General features: G+C 54.2%; 19 protein-coding genes and 3 tRNA genes. 19 read left to right on the top strand and 3 right to left on the bottom strand.

Annotation, left to right across the window (positions count from 1 at the left end; all coding sequences use genetic code 11):
- Nucleotides 1–611: 611 nt before the first annotated feature.
- Nucleotides 612–1,445, top strand: coding sequence for a hypothetical protein (locus E8L22_RS16785; RefSeq protein WP_136526296.1), 834 nt, complete (start codon nucleotides 612–614; stop codon nucleotides 1,443–1,445).
- A 337-nt stretch (nucleotides 1,446–1,782) separates the two neighbouring features.
- Here E8L22_RS16785 and E8L22_RS16790 read toward each other — a convergent pair whose 3' ends face one another.
- A complete protein-coding gene (locus tag E8L22_RS16790) occupies nucleotides 1,783–4,014 on the bottom strand; it encodes a vitamin B12-dependent ribonucleotide reductase (RefSeq protein ID WP_136526297.1) in 2,232 nt (743 codons plus the stop codon).
- Nucleotides 4,015–4,249: 235 nt separating this feature from the next.
- On the opposite strand from E8L22_RS16790, the gene E8L22_RS16795 reads away from it, so the two are divergent.
- The 8 genes from E8L22_RS16795 to E8L22_RS16830 all read left to right on the top strand — a co-directional run bounded on the left by E8L22_RS16795 (nucleotide 4,250) and on the right by E8L22_RS16830 (nucleotide 10,354).
- A complete protein-coding gene (locus tag E8L22_RS16795; protein ID WP_136526298.1) occupies nucleotides 4,250–5,320 on the top strand; it encodes a sensor domain-containing diguanylate cyclase in 1,071 nt (356 codons plus the stop codon).
- Nucleotides 5,317–6,426, top strand: a complete 1,110-nt coding sequence (locus E8L22_RS16800; protein WP_136526299.1) for a right-handed parallel beta-helix repeat-containing protein — start codon at nucleotides 5,317–5,319, stop codon at nucleotides 6,424–6,426. The genes E8L22_RS16795 and E8L22_RS16800 overlap by 4 nt, the downstream gene beginning before the upstream one ends.
- A gap of 218 nt (nucleotides 6,427–6,644) precedes the next feature.
- Nucleotides 6,645–7,364 carry a ribonuclease PH gene (gene rph, locus E8L22_RS16805; RefSeq protein ID WP_136526300.1) on the top strand — a complete coding sequence of 240 codons (720 nt, stop codon included), beginning with the start codon at nucleotides 6,645–6,647 and terminating at the stop codon, nucleotides 7,362–7,364.
- Nucleotides 7,361–7,954, top strand: coding sequence for an XTP/dITP diphosphatase (locus E8L22_RS16810; RefSeq protein ID WP_136526301.1), 594 nt, complete (start codon nucleotides 7,361–7,363; stop codon nucleotides 7,952–7,954). Before rph ends, E8L22_RS16810 begins: the two co-directional genes overlap by 4 nt.
- A gap of 226 nt (nucleotides 7,955–8,180) precedes the next feature.
- Nucleotides 8,181–8,258 (top strand) — tRNA-Pro (locus tag E8L22_RS16815).
- A 22-nt stretch (nucleotides 8,259–8,280) separates the two neighbouring features.
- Nucleotides 8,281–8,357, top strand: a tRNA-Arg gene (locus E8L22_RS16820).
- A gap of 12 nt (nucleotides 8,358–8,369) precedes the next feature.
- A tRNA-His gene (locus tag E8L22_RS16825) sits at nucleotides 8,370–8,445 on the top strand.
- Nucleotides 8,446–8,533: 88 nt separating this feature from the next.
- A complete protein-coding gene (locus E8L22_RS16830) occupies nucleotides 8,534–10,354 on the top strand; it encodes a site-specific integrase (protein ID WP_136526302.1) in 1,821 nt (606 codons plus the stop codon).
- Nucleotides 10,355–10,612: 258 nt separating this feature from the next.
- Here the strand turns inward: E8L22_RS16830 and E8L22_RS16835 are convergent, their stop codons facing one another.
- Nucleotides 10,613–11,386 carry a hypothetical protein gene (locus E8L22_RS16835; RefSeq protein WP_136526303.1) on the bottom strand — a complete coding sequence of 258 codons (774 nt, stop codon included), beginning with the start codon at nucleotides 11,384–11,386 and terminating at the stop codon, nucleotides 10,613–10,615.
- Nucleotides 11,387–11,629: 243 nt separating this feature from the next.
- On the opposite strand from E8L22_RS16835, the gene E8L22_RS16840 reads away from it, so the two are divergent.
- From E8L22_RS16840 to E8L22_RS16860, 5 genes are all read left to right on the top strand, one after another.
- A complete protein-coding gene (locus E8L22_RS16840; protein WP_136526304.1) occupies nucleotides 11,630–12,190 on the top strand; it encodes a recombinase family protein in 561 nt (186 codons plus the stop codon).
- 132 nt (nucleotides 12,191–12,322) lie between these two features.
- On the top strand, nucleotides 12,323–12,616 hold the full coding sequence (locus E8L22_RS16845) for a hypothetical protein (RefSeq protein WP_136526305.1): 294 nt from the start codon (nucleotides 12,323–12,325) through the stop codon (nucleotides 12,614–12,616).
- A complete protein-coding gene (locus E8L22_RS16850) occupies nucleotides 12,616–12,936 on the top strand; it encodes a DUF6253 family protein (protein WP_136526306.1) in 321 nt (106 codons plus the stop codon). Before E8L22_RS16845 ends, E8L22_RS16850 begins: the two co-directional genes overlap by 1 nt.
- A gap of 43 nt (nucleotides 12,937–12,979) precedes the next feature.
- A complete protein-coding gene (locus tag E8L22_RS16855) occupies nucleotides 12,980–13,390 on the top strand; it encodes a hypothetical protein (RefSeq protein ID WP_136526307.1) in 411 nt (136 codons plus the stop codon).
- Nucleotides 13,391–13,483: 93 nt separating this feature from the next.
- The gene (locus tag E8L22_RS16860; protein WP_136526308.1) at nucleotides 13,484–13,891 is read left to right on the top strand and encodes a hypothetical protein; all 408 of its coding nucleotides are present in this window, start codon (nucleotides 13,484–13,486) and stop codon (nucleotides 13,889–13,891) included.
- A 502-nt stretch (nucleotides 13,892–14,393) separates the two neighbouring features.
- Here E8L22_RS16860 and E8L22_RS16865 read toward each other — a convergent pair.
- Nucleotides 14,394–14,732: a helix-turn-helix domain-containing protein gene (locus E8L22_RS16865; RefSeq protein WP_136526309.1), complete on the bottom strand. Its 339-nt coding sequence runs from the start codon at nucleotides 14,730–14,732 to the stop codon at nucleotides 14,394–14,396.
- A gap of 202 nt (nucleotides 14,733–14,934) precedes the next feature.
- Between E8L22_RS16865 and E8L22_RS16870 the strand changes: the two genes are divergently transcribed.
- The 5 genes from E8L22_RS16870 to E8L22_RS16890 all read left to right on the top strand — a co-directional run bounded on the left by E8L22_RS16870 (nucleotide 14,935) and on the right by E8L22_RS16890 (nucleotide 19,422).
- Nucleotides 14,935–15,834 carry a hypothetical protein gene (locus E8L22_RS16870; RefSeq protein WP_136526310.1) on the top strand — a complete coding sequence of 300 codons (900 nt, stop codon included), beginning with the start codon at nucleotides 14,935–14,937 and terminating at the stop codon, nucleotides 15,832–15,834.
- A 98-nt stretch (nucleotides 15,835–15,932) separates the two neighbouring features.
- Nucleotides 15,933–16,328: a hypothetical protein gene (locus tag E8L22_RS16875; protein WP_136526311.1), complete on the top strand. Its 396-nt coding sequence runs from the start codon at nucleotides 15,933–15,935 to the stop codon at nucleotides 16,326–16,328.
- 448 nt (nucleotides 16,329–16,776) lie between these two features.
- On the top strand, nucleotides 16,777–17,451 hold the full coding sequence (locus E8L22_RS16880; protein ID WP_136526312.1) for a hypothetical protein: 675 nt from the start codon (nucleotides 16,777–16,779) through the stop codon (nucleotides 17,449–17,451).
- A gap of 203 nt (nucleotides 17,452–17,654) precedes the next feature.
- Entirely contained in the window at nucleotides 17,655–18,047 is a 393-nt protein-coding gene (locus tag E8L22_RS16885; protein WP_136526313.1) for a hypothetical protein, read from the top strand.
- Nucleotides 18,034–19,422 (top strand): hypothetical protein, encoded by a 1,389-nt coding sequence (locus E8L22_RS16890; protein ID WP_136526314.1) that lies wholly within the window; start codon nucleotides 18,034–18,036, stop codon nucleotides 19,420–19,422. The genes E8L22_RS16885 and E8L22_RS16890 overlap by 14 nt, the downstream gene beginning before the upstream one ends.
- Nucleotides 19,423–19,426 lie beyond the last annotated feature (4 nt).

Here is a 19,426-nt window from a genome sequence, read left to right on the forward strand (position 1 = left end):
ACTACGCGCGGCGATAGCGAAGTGCATCGCAGAGATCGCAAACTCCGCGCGGCGATAGCGAAGTGCGCCGCAAAGATCGCAAACTCCGCGCGGCGATAGCGAAGTGCGCCGCAGAGATCGCAAACTCCGCGCGCGATAGCGAAGAGCGCCGCAAAGATCGCAAGCTCCGCGCGGGGATAGCGAAGTGCGCCGCAGAGATCGCAAACTCCGCGCGGCGACAGCGAAGTGCGCCGCAGAGATCGCAAACTCCGCGCGGCGATAGCGAAGTCCGCCGCGAAGATTGCAAACCCCGCGCAGCGATCGCGAAGTTCGTGGCACAGGTCGTAAATCTCGCCCCTGAGTTAGCGACGTGCTGCATGTATGGCAACACGCCGACAGCACGCACCAACTGCGCGACCGGTTCCTCTGAACAACAACACGTTGAGACCCCGTTTCGTACAAAATTGCTGTAATTTCAACAATGCTTCCGTCTTTGTAGTAAATATTTAATGTTGTAATGCCTGTATGATCTGTTGTATTGAAATATCTTTACTTCGTTCGACCTATATCCACGAAGCTGCGGATGTGGGGGGGACGTTGGTATGAATTTCGATGTAAGAGGAGACTGCTACATGAAGAAAATGATTACGGCGGTACTGGGGGGAGTGCTTCTGACTGCGGCAACGGCCCATGCGGAGCACAAACTGCTCGTCACGGAGGTTCTCGATAAGAGCCAGGTTGAGGCACAGGCGCAGTTCGAGTATTCTCACGCAAGCGGCGACGTGAAAGGCGCTTTAGAATCAGGCAAAATTTTTACGAACACGACGGAATCCATCTACTCCCTCGGTCTCGGCCTTGGGCACGGCTTGGAAGTGTCCGCCTCCATGCCGTACGTATTCAGCGAGCGTGTGAAGGTGCAGGTTGACGGACTCGAGCCCGAGTATGAGAAACGGGACGGCTTCGGGGACTTCGCACTCCAGGCGAAATATCGCCTGCTCGGTGGGGAGGAGCAACCGGTCACCGTCGTTGCGGGCCTGGGCCTTAAATTCGACACGGCAGGCAACGATGACGCCGGCACCGGCACCACCGACGTGAGCCCCTTTATCGCCGCGAGCACCAACCTGGGTGACCATAACACTCCCTATGCCATCTATCGCGCCACCATCCGCAATCACGGGGAGCAAGACACCCACACCATTTCGTTGGGCCTGGAGAAGGAACTCAACCACACGGTGACCCTCGACGCGAAGATCGACGCCAATTTCAACACCTCAACGAGCAATCTGACAGCCAATGAGGAGTTCAACTTTGAACTCGCCAGCTACATCCAGATGGCGCACAACCTCTATCTGCTTCCGAGCGTTTCCTACGTAATCGCCACCGACCAAAAGGAAAAGAATCTGGACATCCGCCTCGAATCCATGGACGGTTACCGCGCCGGGCTTTCCCTGTATTACCTCTTCTAGCAGGAAGGAAGAATCAGGTAGTAGCCGCCCGCTTCAGAACATGCTGAAGCGGGCGTTTTTTTTAGCACCGCTGATCACTCATTACCTCGAGGTCTTACATTGCATGGCTTAGCTGGTATAGACTAATTGCTTCACTCACAAGTGGAAAATCTACCTTGTTGTACGCTGAGGTGTAGGGGGGGGCATCAGGGAGGAAGTGAATCGAGGGACTGGTTCGAAAACGAAAAGGGGGGCGCACATATTTGCGGCCCCCCTTCGTTTTTTGCTACTTCTTTTTTACTCTTTGCTCGGCGCGTCCTTTTAAGACCCCTCGCAATTATCTCCTTCAACTACCTCGCTACGCGCACTCGGAGTAGCCGCAGACGCGGCAGACGGCGCAGCCGCCTTCGTGCTCCACGACGCCGCCGCACTCGGGGCAGGCGCCTTTCTCGAAGGCGGGAGCTTCGATGACTTCACCATGGCCGGTGATCGCCAGGTGCGACTGGATCGCCTTGGCGACGGCGTCGGCGCAGGAAAGGATCTTGTTGTCGCCGAAACCGCTCGGGCTGTGGCAGGAGATGCCGAGGAGCTGCTTCACTACCTGGCGTGCCTGCACGCCGCTTCTCCAGGCAAGCGATACCATGCGCCCGATCGCCTCGGACTGGCTCGCGGCGCAGCCGCCGGCCTTGCCCATGGTGGTGAAGACTTCGAAGAGGCCGGTGGCGTCCTCGTTGATGGTGATGTAAAGCGGGCCGCAGCCGGTCTGCATCTGGTAGGTCCACCCCTTGAGCGCCTTCGGACGCTCGCGCTTGCTGCGCTTTTCTTCCGCGGTCATCGCTGCCACGACCTTCGGCTCTTCCTTCTTGCCGACGGAGAGAACCTGCTCGTCGCGGGAGCCGTCACGGTAGATGGTGACCCCCTTGCAGTTCAGCTCGTAGGCGAGACGGTACACCTTCTCGACGTCTTCGATGGTCGCTTCGCGCGGGAAGTTCACCGTCTTCGATACGGCGTTGTCGGTGTGACGCTGGAAGGCGGCCTGCATGGTGATGTGCTCTTCCGGGGTGATGTCGTGAGCGGTCATGAACACGTCGCGTACGTCATCGGGGATCGCGCTGATGTCCTGCACGGTGCCGTGCTCGGCGATCCGCTGCATCAGCTCGTCGCTGTAGAAGCCCTGCTCCTTGGCGATTTTTTCGAAGAGCGGGTTCACTTCGACCAGGATGTTCTTGTCCATCACCTGACGCACGAAGGAGACGGCGAAGAGCGGCTCGACGCCCGAGGAGGCGTTGGCGATGATGGAGATGGTCCCGGTCGGCGCGATGGTGGTGACTGTGGCGTTCCTGACCGGTGCGGCGCCGGGGAGGTCGTACATGCTCCCCTTGAAGTTCGGGAACGCACCGCGGATTTTCGCGAGCTCGCGGGAGGCGGCGTGCCCTTCATCGTTGATGAACTGCATCACCTTCTCGCCGAGCTCGACGGACTCCTCGGAGCCATAGGGGATGCCGAGCAGGATCAGCATGTCGGCCCACCCCATGACGCCAAGGCCGATCTTCCTGTTCGAGCGGGTCATCTCGTCGATCTGGGGTAAGGGGTAGTTGTTCACCTCGATGACGTTGTCGAGGAAGTGCACGGCGCTCTTCACCGTCTCCTTCAGCTTGTCCCAGTTAACCTTGCCCCCCGCGACCATCTTGCCGAGGTTGATGGAGCCCAGGTTGCAGGATTCGTAAGGGAGCAGCGGCTGCTCGCCGCAGGGGTTGGTCGACTCGATCTCGCCTATGTGCGGGGTCGGGTTGTCCTTGTTCAGACGGTCGAGGAAGATGATGCCCGGCTCGCCGTTTTCCCAGGCCTGCTTCACGATGCGCGCGAACACCTTCCGGGCGTTTTGGCTGCCGGCCGGCTTCTTGTCGCGCGGGTTCATCAGGGTGTAGTCGCGGTCCGCGTCGACCGCCTTCATGAACTCCTCGGTGATGCCGACCGAGATGTTGAAGTTGTTCAGCTGGCGCTGGTCGTTCTTGCACATGATGAAGTCCATGATGTCGGGATGGTCGACACGCAGGATCGCCATGTTCGCACCGCGGCGGGTGCCCCCCTGCTTGATGGTCTCGGTGGCGACGTCGAAGACGCGCATGAAGGAGAGCGGGCCGCTGGAGATGCCGGTGGTGGACATGACCACGTCGTTCGCCGGACGCAGGCGGGAGAAGGAGAAGCCGGTGCCGCCGCCGGACTTGTGGATGAGCGCTGTGTGCTTGACCGATTCGAAGATCTCCTCCATGCTGTCGCCCACCGGAAGCACGAAGCAGGCGGAGAGCTGCCCAAGCTCGCGACCCGCGTTCATCAGGGTCGGGGAGTTCGGGAGGAACTCGAAGTTGGTCATCATGGCGTAGAACTTGTCGGAGAGCGCGGAGAGGTCGGCTTTCTTGTCGAAGACGGCGTCGGCCTGGGCGATCGCGGTCGCCACGCGACGGAACATGTCGGCGGGGGTCTCAAGAGGCTTGCCTGACTGGTCCCTCTTCAGGTAGCGCTTCTCTAGTACGGTCTGTGCGTTCTTGGTGAGGCCCGGGATCTGTCCCTTTTCGGCGGTCTTCTTCATAACGTTTCGTTCTCCTTGGATAAATTATCATGTCGCCATGCGAATCGCTTAATACCACATTTAGTGGGCGGCGAGAAATAAACCACAAGATGTATGACGAAGTCAAGCGTTAATAGATTAAAATTTCGGGCCATCATAAAAAACGAAATTGCCGGTGTTTACACCTAAGGAGCATTTACAACGGGAGCCTCGCTGTGTTATTAATGACGGGTTAATTTTTCCTCCCGGAGCTTCCATGAGCCAGTGTGATTGCAATAGCCAAAAGGAGTCGCTTGAGTCCCAGGTAAAGGGGCTAAAGGATCTGATAGAGGTCGCCAAGGCCGTCGTCTCTACGCTGGATCTGGACACGGTGCTGCAGGCGATCCTGACGAGCGCCATGCGGTTCGCCGGCACCCCGGCGGGGAGCGTCGCGCTCTACTACGACGCGAGGCGCGAGCTTAGCCTGCATGCGCACTCGGGGCTCACCGCGGATTTCGTGAAGAAGGAGCGCTGGGAGGTGACCCCCGGAGGGCTCACCGAGCAGGTGCTTCTGGCCGGCGAGATCTTTTATATCGAGGACACCCAGCAAACCCCGTTCTTCAAGAACCCGATCGCCCTGAAGGAAGGGATCCGCTCGCTTGTGTGCGTCCCGCTCGTCTTCCAGGAGCGCATCGTCGGTATCCTTTATCTGGATGACTTCGAACCGAGATGTTTCGATCGTGATAAGTTGAACCTCCTCTCGATCCTTGCGTCCTTCGCCGCGATGGCGATCCACAACGCGACGTTGCACAAGCGGACCAAGCTTCTCGCCATTACCGACTCGCTCACCGGGCTGCACAACCACCGCTATTTCAAGCAGTACTTCCGGCAGGAGATGGCGCGCGCGAAGCGCTACCACAAGCCGTTCTCCATCATCATGATGGACGTGGACGACTTCAAGAGTTACAACGACAGCTTCGGCCACGCCACGGGCGACCGGCTCCTCGAACTCATGGGGGATTTGATCCTGCAGACGATCCGTTCGGTCGACGTCGCGTTCCGCTACGGAGGCGAGGAGTTCATCGTGCTTTTACCGGAGACCCGCCTGGACCAGGCGATCCTCGCTGCGGAGCGTCTGCGTGACAGCGTGCAGCAGGGGACCGCAAAGAGGCCCGTTGACGGGGCGAGCCGCGGCGTCACCGTGAGCATCGGCGTTGCGAGCTACCCGGACAACGCGGACAAGATGGACGAGCTGTTCAACATAGTCGACTCCCTGCTCTACCTGGCCAAGCGCCGCGGCAAGAACAAGGTCTATCACCAGGAAAGCCTGCAGATCCCAAAAAAATGAAGAGATATCACATACTACTTATTCACGGGCTGCTTCTGGCGGCCCTTTTTTGCCACCAGGCCGCGGCCGCCGATACTCCGTCCACCGCCGCGCCGTCCGCACCCGCTTCTGCTCCCGTTCCCGCTCCCGAGCGTGTCGAGGCGCCGTTCAAGCCGCAGAGCACCTTTGCCGATCGCGTTCTCGCCGAGGACACCGTCTGGAAGGGGGAGGTGCTTGTCGAGGGGGCGGTGACCGTGGCGCCACAGGCGACGCTCACCGTCGAGCCGGGGACCTTGGTCCGCTTCAAGAAAGGGGCGGGGGAACCGGTCCTCGTGGTGCAGGGACGGCTGGTCGCCTCCGGAAGCAAGGAGGAGCCGATCCGTTTCTCTTCGCTCTTCGCGGCGCCCTCTGCCGGTGACTGGCAGGGGATCGTCCTTCTCGGCAGCGACAAGAACAACCTTCTGGAAAACTGCCGCATCGAAGGGGCGGCGACCGGGGTCGAGGCGCTTTTCGCGAACCTGACCCTGAAGGGGGTGCGTGCCGAGCGCAGCGCCACCGGGATGCGTTTCCAGGATGCGCTTCTCACCATGGAGGGAGGGGGAGCCTCCGACTGCGACACCGGCATGAGCTTTATCCAGAGCGAGGCGACCGTGCGCGGCGTGAGCGTGGTCGGCAACCGGGTGGGGATCGAGGCGCGGCACACTTCGATCTACCTGCAGGACGTAAGTCTTGCCATGAACCGCTCCGCCTTTTCCTGCGACAGCTGTCGGTTGAAGCTTGCCGGCGGGGCGGCGCTCGACAACGGCCGCGGCGTGACCCTTTTCGAGACCGAGGGGAGCGTGACCGGGGTTAAGCTCGCGAGAAACAGCGACTACGGGCTGTCGCTGACCGGTTCGCGGGTGAGGGTGAGCGACAACGTGATCACCGGCAACGGTGCGCAGGGGGTGCTCGTTTTCGACGGCTCCGCCGTAGCGTGGGACAACGTGATCTCCGGTAACGCGGGGCATGATGTCTACAACGCAGGCAATGAGGAGTTCCGCGCCCCCAACAACCGCTGGGGCGAGGGTGGACCAAAGATCTACGACAACGGCGGACGGGGCAGGGTGAACGTGAACCCGAAGAGGTAGAGCCGTTCAAGGTTCAGCGTTCAACGTTACGGCTTTGACCTTTGCCGGAAGCAGGGGCGGCGTGGCGGCACGGACCGCTGCACGAGAAAATGATGATAACCGCGCTTATTCGAGCGGACATATAGGACCATGAAACAAGTAACGTAAATGCTGCAAGGTTGGCAAACGACACGTTGAACGCTGAACGTTGAACGTTGAACCGGTTTTAAAGGAGAGTCATGACACGCAGAAACGGCCGTGCGGCTGATGCATTGAGGGAAGTTAAAATCACGCGCAATTACCTGAAACACGCCGAGGGCTCGGTGCTGATCGAGTTCGGGGACACGAAGGTAATCTGCAACGCGACGGTCGAGTCGAAGGTCCCTTCCTTCCTGAAAGGGAAGGGGACGGGCTGGGTCACCGCGGAGTACTGCATGTTGCCGCGGGCAACGCACACGAGAAACCAGCGTGAGTCGGCAAAGGGAAAACTCTCCGGACGCACCCACGAAATCCAGCGCCTGATCGGCAGGTCGCTGCGCGCGGTGGTCGACTTGGAAAAATTGGGCGAGCGCTCCATCCTCATCGACTGCGACGTGATCCAGGCCGACGGCGGCACTCGCACCGCTTCGATCACCGGTGCTTACGTCGCGCTGGCCGACGCCCTGCAGACCCTGGTCGACGCCGGGGAGCTCTCCAAGAGTCCGCTGCGCGAGGCGGTCGCCGCGGTGAGCGTCGGCATCGTCGACGGCACCCCCTTCCTCGACCTCGACTACCCGGAGGATTCGAGCGCCGAGGTGGACATGAACTTCGTGATGACCTCTTCGATGCGTTTCGTCGAGGTGCAGGGTACCGCCGAGGCGGAGCCTTTCACCCTCGACCAGATGGACGCCATGCGCGGCCACGCCATGCTGGGGCTCACCCGTCTCTTCGAGATCCAGAAAGAGGCGCTTCAGGCATGAAAGAACTCCTGGTCGCATCGGGAAACAAGGGGAAACTGCGCGAGTTCGGCGAACTGTTGCGCGGCGTGGTGGATACCATCCTCTCGCCTGCTGACTTCCCCGATCTCCCGGACGTCGTGGAGGATGGGGCGACCTTTGAGGAGAACGCGATAAAGAAGGCGCTCTCCGCGGCGCGTTGCACCGGGCGGCCGGTTCTTGCCGACGACTCGGGGCTCTGCGTCGATTATCTCGGCGGACGCCCCGGCGTCTACTCGGCGCGCTTCGCCGGTGAGGGGGCGACCGACGCCGACAACAACGCACTCCTGCTGCGTGAGCTCGCGGGCGTTCCCGCCGAGAAGAGGGGCGCTGCGTTTCACTGCGTCATAGCGCTCTGCCTTCCCGACGGAACCTGCCGGACCTTCGACGGCGCCCTTGCCGGGGTGATCCTGGAGGCCCCGCGGGGGGAGGGTGGCTTCGGCTACGATCCCCTCTTCATGGTGCCGGAGTACGGGCAGACCTTCTCCGAGCTTCCCATGGAGATCAAGAACGCCATCAGCCACCGCGGACGCGCCATGCAGATGCTCAAAGAGGCGCTCACGCAAAGCCGCTAGGGCGCACACAACGGCCAAAGAACCAAGGCTTTAACGCAAAGACGCCAAGGCGCGGAGACGCAAGGAAGGCAGGATTGGGGGGCTTTTTGCGATTTCATCTTTGCGCCTTTGCGGCTCCGCGTCTTTGCGTTGAAGGGGGGGGTAAACGGCTCCGATAAAATCTTGGCGGGGATAAAAAAGGTGTTGCGCGGCTCCAGAGGCTATGCTATAAACGTGCTTCTTGAATCGGGGTGTAGCGCAGCCTGGCTAGCGCACCTGCCTTGGGAGCAGGGGGCCGGAGGTTCGAATCCTCTCACCCCGACCACTCAATTGCAGGCTTTACTTCTGCGCCTGTAGCTCAGTTGGATAGAGCAACGGCCTTCTAAGCCGTAGGTCAGAGGTTCGAACCCTCTCAGGCGTGCCACAACTGAATATGGTGGGTATGGTGAAGCGGTTAACACAAACGACTGTGACTCGTTCATACGTGGGTTCGAATCCCACTACCCACCCCAAATAAATCGTAACCTGTTGTTTCTGCAGGTGACCTTTAAAGGCTTGCTTCCGAATTAGCCCCATTGTGGACTACAGGAGTAAGCCTTTATGCGTTTCAGCTATCTGGTTCAAAGAGGCACAACTTTCTATTTCCAGTGCAGAATCCCCACCGATGTTAAGTGTCACTTTCCCTGCACACAAATTAAGAAATCGCTCAAGACCTCTAACTGGAAGCACGCTGTTTCCCTTGTGAAGGTGTTGACGGCGAGAACGGAGAGGGTTTTCTTTATGGCGCGTTCAGGTCTACTTACCGCGAAGGTGATCGAGAGTCTAGTCAAAGAATATTTGGCAACTCTGCTTGATCAAGACAAGGCAGAGCGCTACAGCATTGCCGAAACTCCTCTTGATGCTGCCGTGATGCAGATGGGCCAAGATTTCCGTGCACGATACCACATGGACTGCCGGAAAGATTATGAGCTGTTGAACGATGAGACTGGTGAGATTGAGGAGGTCTCTGGCGCTCGAAACCTCGCCTCCTATTACCGAGTGCTCGCCTCGCGGTATATGGAGCAGGCGCGCAAGCAGGACTATTCCGAAATAGCGCCTACTGCATCTGCGCTTTTAGCGTTAGAAAATGTCCAGGCATCAACAAGCTCGCCGGAATTTAAGATGCTGTGCGATGCCTTGCTTGCGAAGGAGATCGAGGCCAACGAAGTGCTTGCGCAAAGGGCAGAACGCGGCTTGAGCAACCCCTATGACGGTGGGTCCGCAACTGTCGCCCCTCGCCGTAAAAGGCTGAGTGCACTGATTAACAAGTACTCTGAGGTTCATAAAGAGAACTGGGACAGGGACAGCAAAAGGAAGATGGATAACCATTTTGAAAAAATTCTAGAGCTTACCGGCAATCCCTACACAGATGAGATTAACCAGGATATGCTCGTTCGTCTCTTTGCAAACTTGGAGATATACCCGACGTTCCGCAGCCATCCTCACATGCAAGGCCTGACCTTGGAGCAATGTCAGGAACACCCCAAATACAAGCCTCTTGGCTCAACGACCTTAAAACAAATTTGGTTTGCGCTAGGGGGATTACTGACATACGGCAGTGAAAGTGGTGAGTATGGCATCGCTAGAAATTATTGTAGCGACAAGGTGTTCACCGTTAAGAAGAAGGTTCATAAGAAAAAACGAAATGATACTTTGAAGCGGTTGCCATACAACCGCAACGATACTCAGCGCCTTATCAACGAGCTGGGGGCAATGAGTATGAGGCGCAAGAAACTCGACCCACACATGCTCTGGATTCCGTTAATAGGGTTGTATAGCGGGATGAGGGAAGAAGAAATATGTCAACTTTACTGTGACGATTTCATGGTCGTCGATGGACTTGATTGCTTCAGGCTACGGGACTATGAACCACGACACCAAAGTGTTAAGAACGAACAAAGTCGGCGCACTATTCCCATTCACCCTACACTTTTAGAATTAGGGCTTATGGACTTCATAGCTTCAAGGCGCAAGTTGAAATATAGTCGGCCTTGGGAGGGCGGTACTACACGAAAAGTGTTTTACTATGAAAATTCAGACAGTTATTCGCACTACTTTGAAAAATGGTACAATGGCACGTTTAGGAAGTATGTGATCGTTGACGAAGAAGAACGAGCAAAGAAACCATTCCACTCTTTACGGCACACATTCATAAACTGGTTTTTCCAGAACGTGAGGTCGCAAGACCGGGACAACTCCGCTGTTAAGGGGCTGGTAGGACACCTTGAGTCAGAGGAGCAGAGAATGATCGCTGCTTTGCTGCAGGGAATAACCTGGGAGACCTATAGCCAAGAGCTAAACCCCGTGCCCATGATGGAGACACTGAAGCTGCTGGATTATGGTGTTGATCTTACCCCTTTAAAGCTGCCGTTGACGTGGTAACTGAATGTTATGTAACGTAAAATTCCCCTCCACGGGTCGGTGCGGCCCATTTCTAGAATGAGTTTCCAGAATCAATTACGAAGGCCGGGTGGGATGGGCACTCGAACGTAAAAAGAAAGGTATGTAAGCCCCGTCACCTCTATCATGGGTAAGCAATCCCCAAACGCGCTTTTGGAAGTCGATCTCATTGCGCCTGCCGCCCCCACCTCTGAGGATCGCTTGTAGAGGGTGTTTAGGATTGGGTGAGGGGGGGAGGCCTCAATCAGAAGGTGTCCGGCTTAGGACTTGATACTTAGGATTGCCAGGGACTCGCTTAGCAGCTTTCTTGTTGCCAAAAAGGGAGCTGAGCAAGCAGTTCTGCGCTTCGACGCGCAAATCATGAATGTAACTACTCAAGTCCATGTTCACTTCAGTGCAGGCTCTTGAGAGAACTTTCATAGCGGAAAGCGCTTCTTTATCAGGCATAGGTGGACACACCACTTTTGCACCACCAAACTTATGTCTATCTGATTCCTCTATGTCAACCGGTAGAAACTGTAGCGCTAGACTGTTAAATTGGTTGGTCACGCCGTTAAGTTTTTTGCCAGTTTTAGATATTTCCTCTTTCATTCCATAGAACTCTGTAAATGCAATTTCATATTTATCCATCACTCCGATTACACCTGACAGCGTCCTGAGAATTTCTTGCTGATCGAACACAAGAGTAGGATACCGCTGGAGGATCGGATAAGAAGACTCAGTTTTCCCCTCTAACACCGCCTTTTGATCCTCGACTATTTTCATCTCGAAGAAAGATGGAAGTGTCAACACGGTAGCGTGTGCCTTTGACAAAGCAGACTCGCACATCTCTATCTTGTCCGCTATCTCTTTATAGATCGTCAGATGCAACTCATCCAACTTGTTCGTCCGTTGGGCCAGGATCGTCTTTGCGAACTGCCGATTAATCTGCCAGGCTGCGATACCCACTGTAACAGGCACCATCAGGAGGGTAATAATCCAAGAATGTTTGTCCAACATCTCAAAAAACGACATTGAGTTTCCCTTTCCAGGTGTTAGGTGTGGCAGACATAACTCCGGCAGCAACCTACGCTATACAGCCTTTTGCTTGATATGTCCACTTTGCTACACATCGGATGTGTAAAAACGGTATACCGTTAGGCCACGTTTTATGTACACACTTTTTATGTGTAAAAACGGTCCTTGTTATATTTTGTTGACACGCTGACTGAATGGTCTTAGAGTGTTTTTACACACTTTGTTGACTGGAGGGGATCAATGGGACGGGTAATCGGTTACAAGCGGGTAAGCAGCCTGGAGCAGAATCTGGAGAGACAACTTGAAGGCGTTGAGCTTGACGTTGAGTTCCTGGAGAAGAAGAGCGGAAAAGACAGGGAGCGGCCTGAGCTGCAGAACCTGCTGAAAACTGCCTGGAAAGGCGACCACATCATGGTCCACTCCATCGACCGTCTTGCACGCAACATGGTTGACCTGCTGGGTATCGTGAAAGAGCTGGTAAACCGGGGCGTGAAGATCACCTTCGTCAAGGAAGGGTTGACCTTCACCGGGGATGAGAACGACATCTTCAAGAACCTAATGCTGAAGATGCTGGGTGCGTTTGCAGAGTTTGAACGTGACCTGAGCAAGTCCAGGCAACGCGAGGGGATCGAACTGAAGAAGGCTGCAGGCGGGTACAAGGGGAAGGGCCGTAAGAAGTCGATCACCGATGAGATGGTGGCGAAGATCAAGGAGCGAGTGACGGCAGGCGAGAAGAAAACCAAGATCGCGGCAGACTTGGGCATCTCCCGGGAGTCGATATACAAGCTGCTGAAGGCGTAGTACCGAGGGGCTGGGTAATTCCCGTGCCTTTGTGCCGCCAGGGCTACGAAGGTAGACTTTATTTTGTTGCTCACCTTGACTGTTCCTCACAGCGTTACTATTTTTATCGAACATTTCAACGAGGAGGTGGCTATGGGACAGGCAAAGAAAGAGTTGGAGGACCACGAAGCCAAGATTGAAGAAGCGAGGATGTACTGCAAGAACCTTGGTGCCATCAAAGAGTGTGACATCCACGAAGGGGAGTACAGAGACACCTTACAGTATACCAAATACGAGGAGCTGACAGACGACATCCTCACCCACTACCCCGATGCCATAGAGACTTTTTCTGATCGCGACGACCTGGTGGAATGTGTAACGGATGTGATGACTACGACTGGGGATGATGACTGTGGCTACTGTGCGCGCTACAAGGAGGATGACTAATGAAAGAGAAGGAACCAAGGATCATCCAGATAATACCGGCGGCAGGCTGGTATGCAGTATATGGTGAGGGAACCCCTGCAGAGGAACGGTCGCCACTTGCGTGCTGGGCGCTGACCAGCGACGGGGAGGTGATCGGACAGGTTCCGATTGAGAACTGCATAGACAACGCGGAGGATTTCAACAATTTTAGCAGGTATCGGCATGAGTCAGAGAGACCTTCAACGGAGCAAGACTCTCAACTAACTGAAGAGGAGCTTGCTGCAAAGAGAGCCTATGAGGAAGAGGCGGTTGCTGCCGCTGAAAAAGCACTAGGTCTATAAATTTCCTAATACAGTCTGAACATCATCCACGAGGAGAGCATTGATGGAACACACTTTCAGGAGCCTGTGCGTAAGGCGTGCAGAATGCGGACGAGTAGAAGACATGGTAAAGAGCAAGTTGCACAACTTTCTGATCCCTACCCTTGCATCGATGTTGCAGTGCGGGGCTGACCTCCTAAAGGTCGAGGACTTAGCTTTTTCCCGCGTGGACGGAAAGGTTCTGGGAGCGTTCGACATCTCAATTAAGCTTCTTGACCCGATGACAAGCAACAGGCTAGATACGGCGACATTGACCGGGTTGCATGCTTCTGCCACCTCTGTAAGTGGTCCTGTCTTACTGGAACGTACAGGGTTTGAGAGTGCACCGTTTGCTCTTGGTGACCGGCTATCAGCGATCCTGGAGGACGCGATAGGAGAATATGCCAAAAATCTCGTACCCCCTCCAGGGGCGTGAGATGGTGATGCCTTACCGAACAATCGGGGAAGTTCCCAATGGAACGACCTATACCATAGATTAGATAGAGCCTACCCTGCGAGGACGTGTGCAATGAGGCTTCCTTCGGACCTGGAGATACTACGGCATATTTACGATACCTACCTGGAAGGCTTTCGCTCGTTTGATCCAGAGAACGCCACTAGGGGCAGCCGAACGTATGTTCCCATTGATATTCGGCAGATTGCTACAGACTTGGAGACTGACCCCTATATTCTGTTTGGACGGCTGTACTATCACCTGGATCACAAATATCGGTATACTCAAGAGGATGGCTCGCTTGTGTTTCTGTTCCTGTTCAGTGCTGGAGAAGATATACAAGCAAGGCACAGCATCCACTTCCCGTATCTCGCAAGCGTGGTATCTGAAAAGACGGTAGAAGATACACGAAGCAAAACAGCGATAGTGCTCTCCCTCCTGTCTCTGGGAGTTGCCATAGCATCCTTGTTCATCAAGCGATGACGGCAAAAGCCGCGCCCGATCAACGAGCGCGGCTTTTGCCGTCCCCCCCCCTTCCGCCTACAATCTGCCTCCACGTACCACCATACAGCCTGCCTCAAGGTAGGGGCACCATCCTTCCGCAACTGGGACAGGGAAGGCTCTCTGGTCAACTTCGTGGATGGCCTGAACTTGCACCGCAGTCACCTTACCGCGAGCCAGAAACCAGCGGTCCCCCTGGAGGTACGCATTAGAGGCGAAGGAGCGGCAGAGGTGGAAGAGGCAACAAGAAGGAAAAATCCCTAATCGAGGAGACTATCGCCAGGGAAGGGCGAAGAGGATCGAGCTGTCAAGATGACGGCCACGGAAGCTATACGGGAGGTGATGCCGCGAGGCACACAAACAGAAAACGCCTCACCTAGTCCATCGGGTGTGGCGTTGTCGTTTGGGACGAAAAAGCTCTGCTTCTCTGCTTCATGAGCACCGAAGCAGTCTCGGCCTTTTGGGAACCTCTAAGCCATCAGCTTCAATTTTTGCGAGTGAGATTCGATACGATCTCAAGTACGCTACCACGCAAAGATTCTGGCACCTGCTTGAATGCCTTGAGCAGTCCCATCTCCTCTTCGGAAAGGCGATACACAGTTAGAGAGGATTCCTCAAAGAAGGCCGATGCTGGTACGTCTAGAATGCCAGCGAGTTGCTGCAATCTCGTAAGGTTTACCTTGGTCGTTCCCTTTTCGTACTTCTGGACCTGTTGAAAAGTAATCCCCAACTTCTCTGCGAGCTGTTCCTGGGTGAACCCCGCCAGCAGCCGAAACTCCCTTATTTTTTTACCGATAGCAGCGCTGTCCTGAACTGTATGCATATTTTTAGCCCTTTGGGAGGGAGCATACAGCTGCAAGGTTGTGGGTGCCACGCACAAGTGGTAGATGTTGCCGTTGATTATACAGCCAATAGGGTGTATAAAGCTGATTCGCCCCCAACGGGTAGCTCCCATTTGAAGGGAATCTGCGGACACGGTATTTTAGCAGTTGTTCGGTCGTGCTCAATAATCGGGTTGGTGCTCAATGGATAAGAAAATAGAACTGAGGCAGAACAAGCCTACCATGCAGGCTTATAATGACGTAGTTGAGGCATATAACAGTTGTAATGATCCGATTTACCAGATGACCAAAGCATCTGCAGAAACCATAATGAAAGCTATCAATGATAATTTTTATTGCAAAAAAGCAAGTCATTACAGAAGCATTCTTTATGATTCAATGCTTGCTGTTGGAATGATTCCAGTTAATCCTGAAACAGGCAAACCATACATTTTGCGAGATACTGCCAATTTATTAGCAAATAAGACAAATAAATCTGTCGAATTAGTTAGATCGATTGGCAAGTTCTACCAAAATGTTAGATATATGATTGAAGATTATGAACGCCCTGCCCGCCCGACGTATTTGACTCTAGAAAATTTGAGTGCTCTTAAAAATTCAGCTCCAAATGATCTAAAATGGTATCAAATGGTAACAGAACTTGAACTATATGCTAGAAATAACAATATTCTTAGACAGCAAATAGGGGCCAAGATTACAATTAATGGCAAGGCCCCTGACGAGCAGTGTAATGTCTTTATCAACTTTCTTGCAAAGAAGCACCCAGTTGACAAAGAGATAGTCTATGTCTTTGAAAATCTTGACTACATCTCCTTAAATGGTCGTACCGGAACCGCTGTCATGGTGGCCTCTAACGTAGGCCCTGTCAAGATCAGGGTAGCAGCTCTGGCGATCAAGGCTAATATTGGTCTCAGAGGAGTTCTCCGAGCTTTGGCCCGTGAATATTGTCATGCCCTCCAGGAGTACCGAGACGGCCTGAATTATAAAGACCGCTTTGACATGAAGCTGATATTGGCTGCCGAACGTTTCAGTGAAGCAGAAATTGATGCTGCGATAGAAGCTGGATTACTCACTCTCGGTTGACATAAAGTCGGGGATTCGATGGCATAATTCGCAATAAGTCGTCAGTCAACCAACCAGTCACAGGCAAAAGCTCCGGCGCACACCCGTAGGAGATTTAGATGGTCGAGATCAAGGGCAACCCCGCAGACATAGCTCGTACATTCATAGCTTGGCTATCCGAGAAGCACCCGGTGGCCAAGGACGTGGTCTATGTTTTCGAGGAGAAAGAGTACATCAGGTACGGTGGCACCAACAATAAGGGTGTCGCGTACTACAATGAGACCGGCCCGGCAAAGATCAGGATCGCGAACGTCATCACCCAGAAGAAGTACGGTCTATTCTTCCACCTTCGGACCCTCGCTCACGAATATCGGCACATCCTCCAGCGCTACCGCGACAACCTGACCTACCGGGGAGGTCACGACCAGGCCCTTGAGATAGATGCCATCGAATTTGCCAACAAGGAGGTTTACGCCGCGCTTGAGGCCGGAATCGTTGATGTTACCCACTATTAGCAGTGGCTATCACTATGAACAAGCGTGCACAAGCGAAACCCACAAAAAAAAATTGACAGATTCGGAAAGTCGTGTTCTTCTAAAATAGTATCATGGGCGCCGCGTTGAGGCTCACCCCCCCCCCTCACACACACAAGTCACCCGAGGCGTGGCACATCAAAATCGAAGGTATCGTGGAGCGCCACCGCAAATGGCGCTCTTTCTATTTCTAAAGTACTAGTAATCGCTTCCGTTGTAGCGGCATAAATAACTGCAAACGTAAGGCGTGAGAAGCTGAAAAGCACACTCAGGCCTTTTTGCGTTCAAAATCCAAGAGGAGGTCAAATGTTGAGGTGTTCCAGTTTTACCGTGCAGTTGAATGTTTCTTGTCAGGTAGCGCCAACCGTGCAGACGGGGGTGCGTTTTGCTTAAACCCGTGTTTACGAAAGAGCATCGTTATGAGGTCTGTGTGCACGAAGCTGCACATGCTGTAGTTCATGCATTAGTAGGCACATACGTTCATAGCCTAGAAGTTCACCCTTTGGACGTTGAGATGGGAAGTTCCTTCAAAAGTATGGGGGAAGAACCGCTTGAAGCGGCTGGAGTTTGTCGTACAAGTCGAAATCCGGTATGGAGATTCCTGGAGTGGGATCAGGAGGAGTATTATATGAAGTCAGACGTTGATGGGTTCAGAGCCTACACAAAAATGATAGGGACCAATATTCCGAATGGTAGGAACGTGACAAGGCAGCTACGTCGGGAAATGCGAGGCTGGGTTTGTGCGGTAATAGCAGGGGATATTGCCACCCAGATTCTTGAGGGGGTAAAGGAAGGCGAGATTTACCTTGATTCTGCTGATGAAGAGTTTCCTTGCGACATTGACAAGGCATACGGTATATGTGGATTGCTTCCTTTCCGGTTTAGCAAAGAATTTGATAACTTGGCTGAACAGACAGAGAGGATTTTGAGAACGCCAGAGGTATGGGGGAGAGTGTTGAATCTTGCAAACTTGCTAGAGGACAAGGGAGTTGTCGGAGAAGAGGAGATGATACCTTTTTTACCCCATCGCCTAAGCGATTGGCCCAAGGCTCCTCACCGGCAGACTGCAGCATCACTGCAACCGGAGTTCAAGCTCGCGGCGTGATTCTCATGGAGACAACTACGAGTATCAAGAAGAGGTGCATTTTCTAAACCATAGCCGCTGTCAGCCCCGACACGACGTACAAAGCCCTGCCATGGAAGTTCATGGACCAGGGCTTTGTTGTATCTGAGTTCACCTTTACCCCGCAGCGAAGAGCCTGCGGTCTAGGAACAGAAGCGTAACCAATCTAACCAGAGGAGGATAACATGCAGCAAGAGTTTAAATTAGTAATGTCAGCAGTCGCTGAAACGGGAAGGATTTATCGAGAGCTACGGACACAGATGGATTTCCACCATGCAGCCATAGAACTGTGGCGCGACATAATAGGTCCCGCCAAGGAAGGTACTGCCTTGGCTTGGAAACTAAGTAGTCGGTGGGGCGTGAACGGGCTAGGGAGTGAGAAATTTAATGGTATGGCATTCCAGACGATTGTCGAGGCATACCGCCGTACCCTTGGCTACGAGCCTGGTTCGGTAGAAGGTGTCTCCGAAAATGAGCTTTGGTTTGATGTTTCTGAAATCACCCCGCATCAGCTATTGCAGATACTTGGGAATGGTCCGATCTACCTCGCCTTTAGGTGGTCCCGTGCACTACAGTGAGTTTGATAACTCAATGCCGCTAAATGTAGACCTCGACACGGATAACGACAGCTTCAAGGAGCTATTTCAACAGATAGAGGCTGACGTGAGTCCAGCCTTTGATCCGAAGAAGTATCTCTACGGAAGATATTCTCCGCACCTCAAGTTGGTCCTTCTCAATTTACTGCGCGCTTTCCGACAAAACAGAGGGCGATATGTCGCCTATCATCGCAGCAGGAAGTGGTTCTATCCTCAAAGGGTGGGGGCACAAGGGGTGAAACTCAGTTACGAGCCAATGATGAAGATTGTGGAAGCCTTGGCTGATAAGAGGTATATCGAGACCAAGCGAGGCGTTCATTTCAAAAATCGCAGTAGCATCTCCCGAATGAGAGCTACTGACAAGCTCCGTAAGCTATTACAGGCTGCTCGGGATACTTTCCCCGACGAGAACACAATCGTTCTTTCAAATATTGAAGGGGATCGCATCTCGTACCAGGAGACCCAGGAAACCAGACGAATGCGCGCGAATCTAGAGAAGATCAACCAGCGCCTCGAACATCATTTCATCGGTCTTTACGTCCCGGATGATCAGGATAAGGCCATCGCGAAGAAGCTCTTGAAGAAGAAGCTGGCCCTCGACTGCAGTAAGGTCAGGCTTCACCGCAGCTTCAATAGGGGGTCCTTCGATCTCGGAGGAAGGTTTCATGGTGCTTGGTGGATCACCCTCCCGAAAGAGTTCCGCCCTTTCATCCGAATAGACCACGAGGAGACGGTTGAACGGGATTTCACCGGGACGAGCATAAACCTCGCATACCTTGCTCTTTGCTTGGACCTACCTACGGACGACGTGTACATGATGCCGGAGGTGACACACGAGAGAGGGCGGGATTTCATGAAGGACATAGCGCAAGCTATACTGAATAGTTGCGACCGTGGGACTGCAATCAAAGCCATACAATCTGAGCTTAACCGAGGCGGGAGCGTCCACATTCCTTTAACCGCAGAGGAGGTTCTGGACAGGTTCGTCCTGAAGCACGCGCCGATCCGACACATGTTCTTGAGAGATGCCGGCCTCAGCCTTCAGCGGCGCGAGGCCGATCTGGCCGAGGCGATCCTGCTGCGTTTGGCAGATAAGGGGATACCTGCGCTCCCCGTTCACGATGCATTCCTGGTGAAGAAGTCGGACGCCAACTACCTGGAAACTACCATGATCGAAGAGGTAAAGGTGCGATACGGGAGGCCGCTGCCTTTCAAAGCCGGGAAAAAATCGCCGCTCGAATTTCTTCACCTCGGAGGGGAGGATGAACGGGTGAGGTACGCCGGATACTTTCAGTATTGGGATGAATGGCTGCAGGAGCATCCCTTGGCTTCTGACGGAATTGTTATGGCTGGGTGAACTC

The sequence above is a fragment of the Geomonas ferrireducens genome (assembly GCF_004917065.1).
Classification (GTDB): domain Bacteria; phylum Desulfobacterota; class Desulfuromonadia; order Geobacterales; family Geobacteraceae; genus Geomonas; species Geomonas ferrireducens.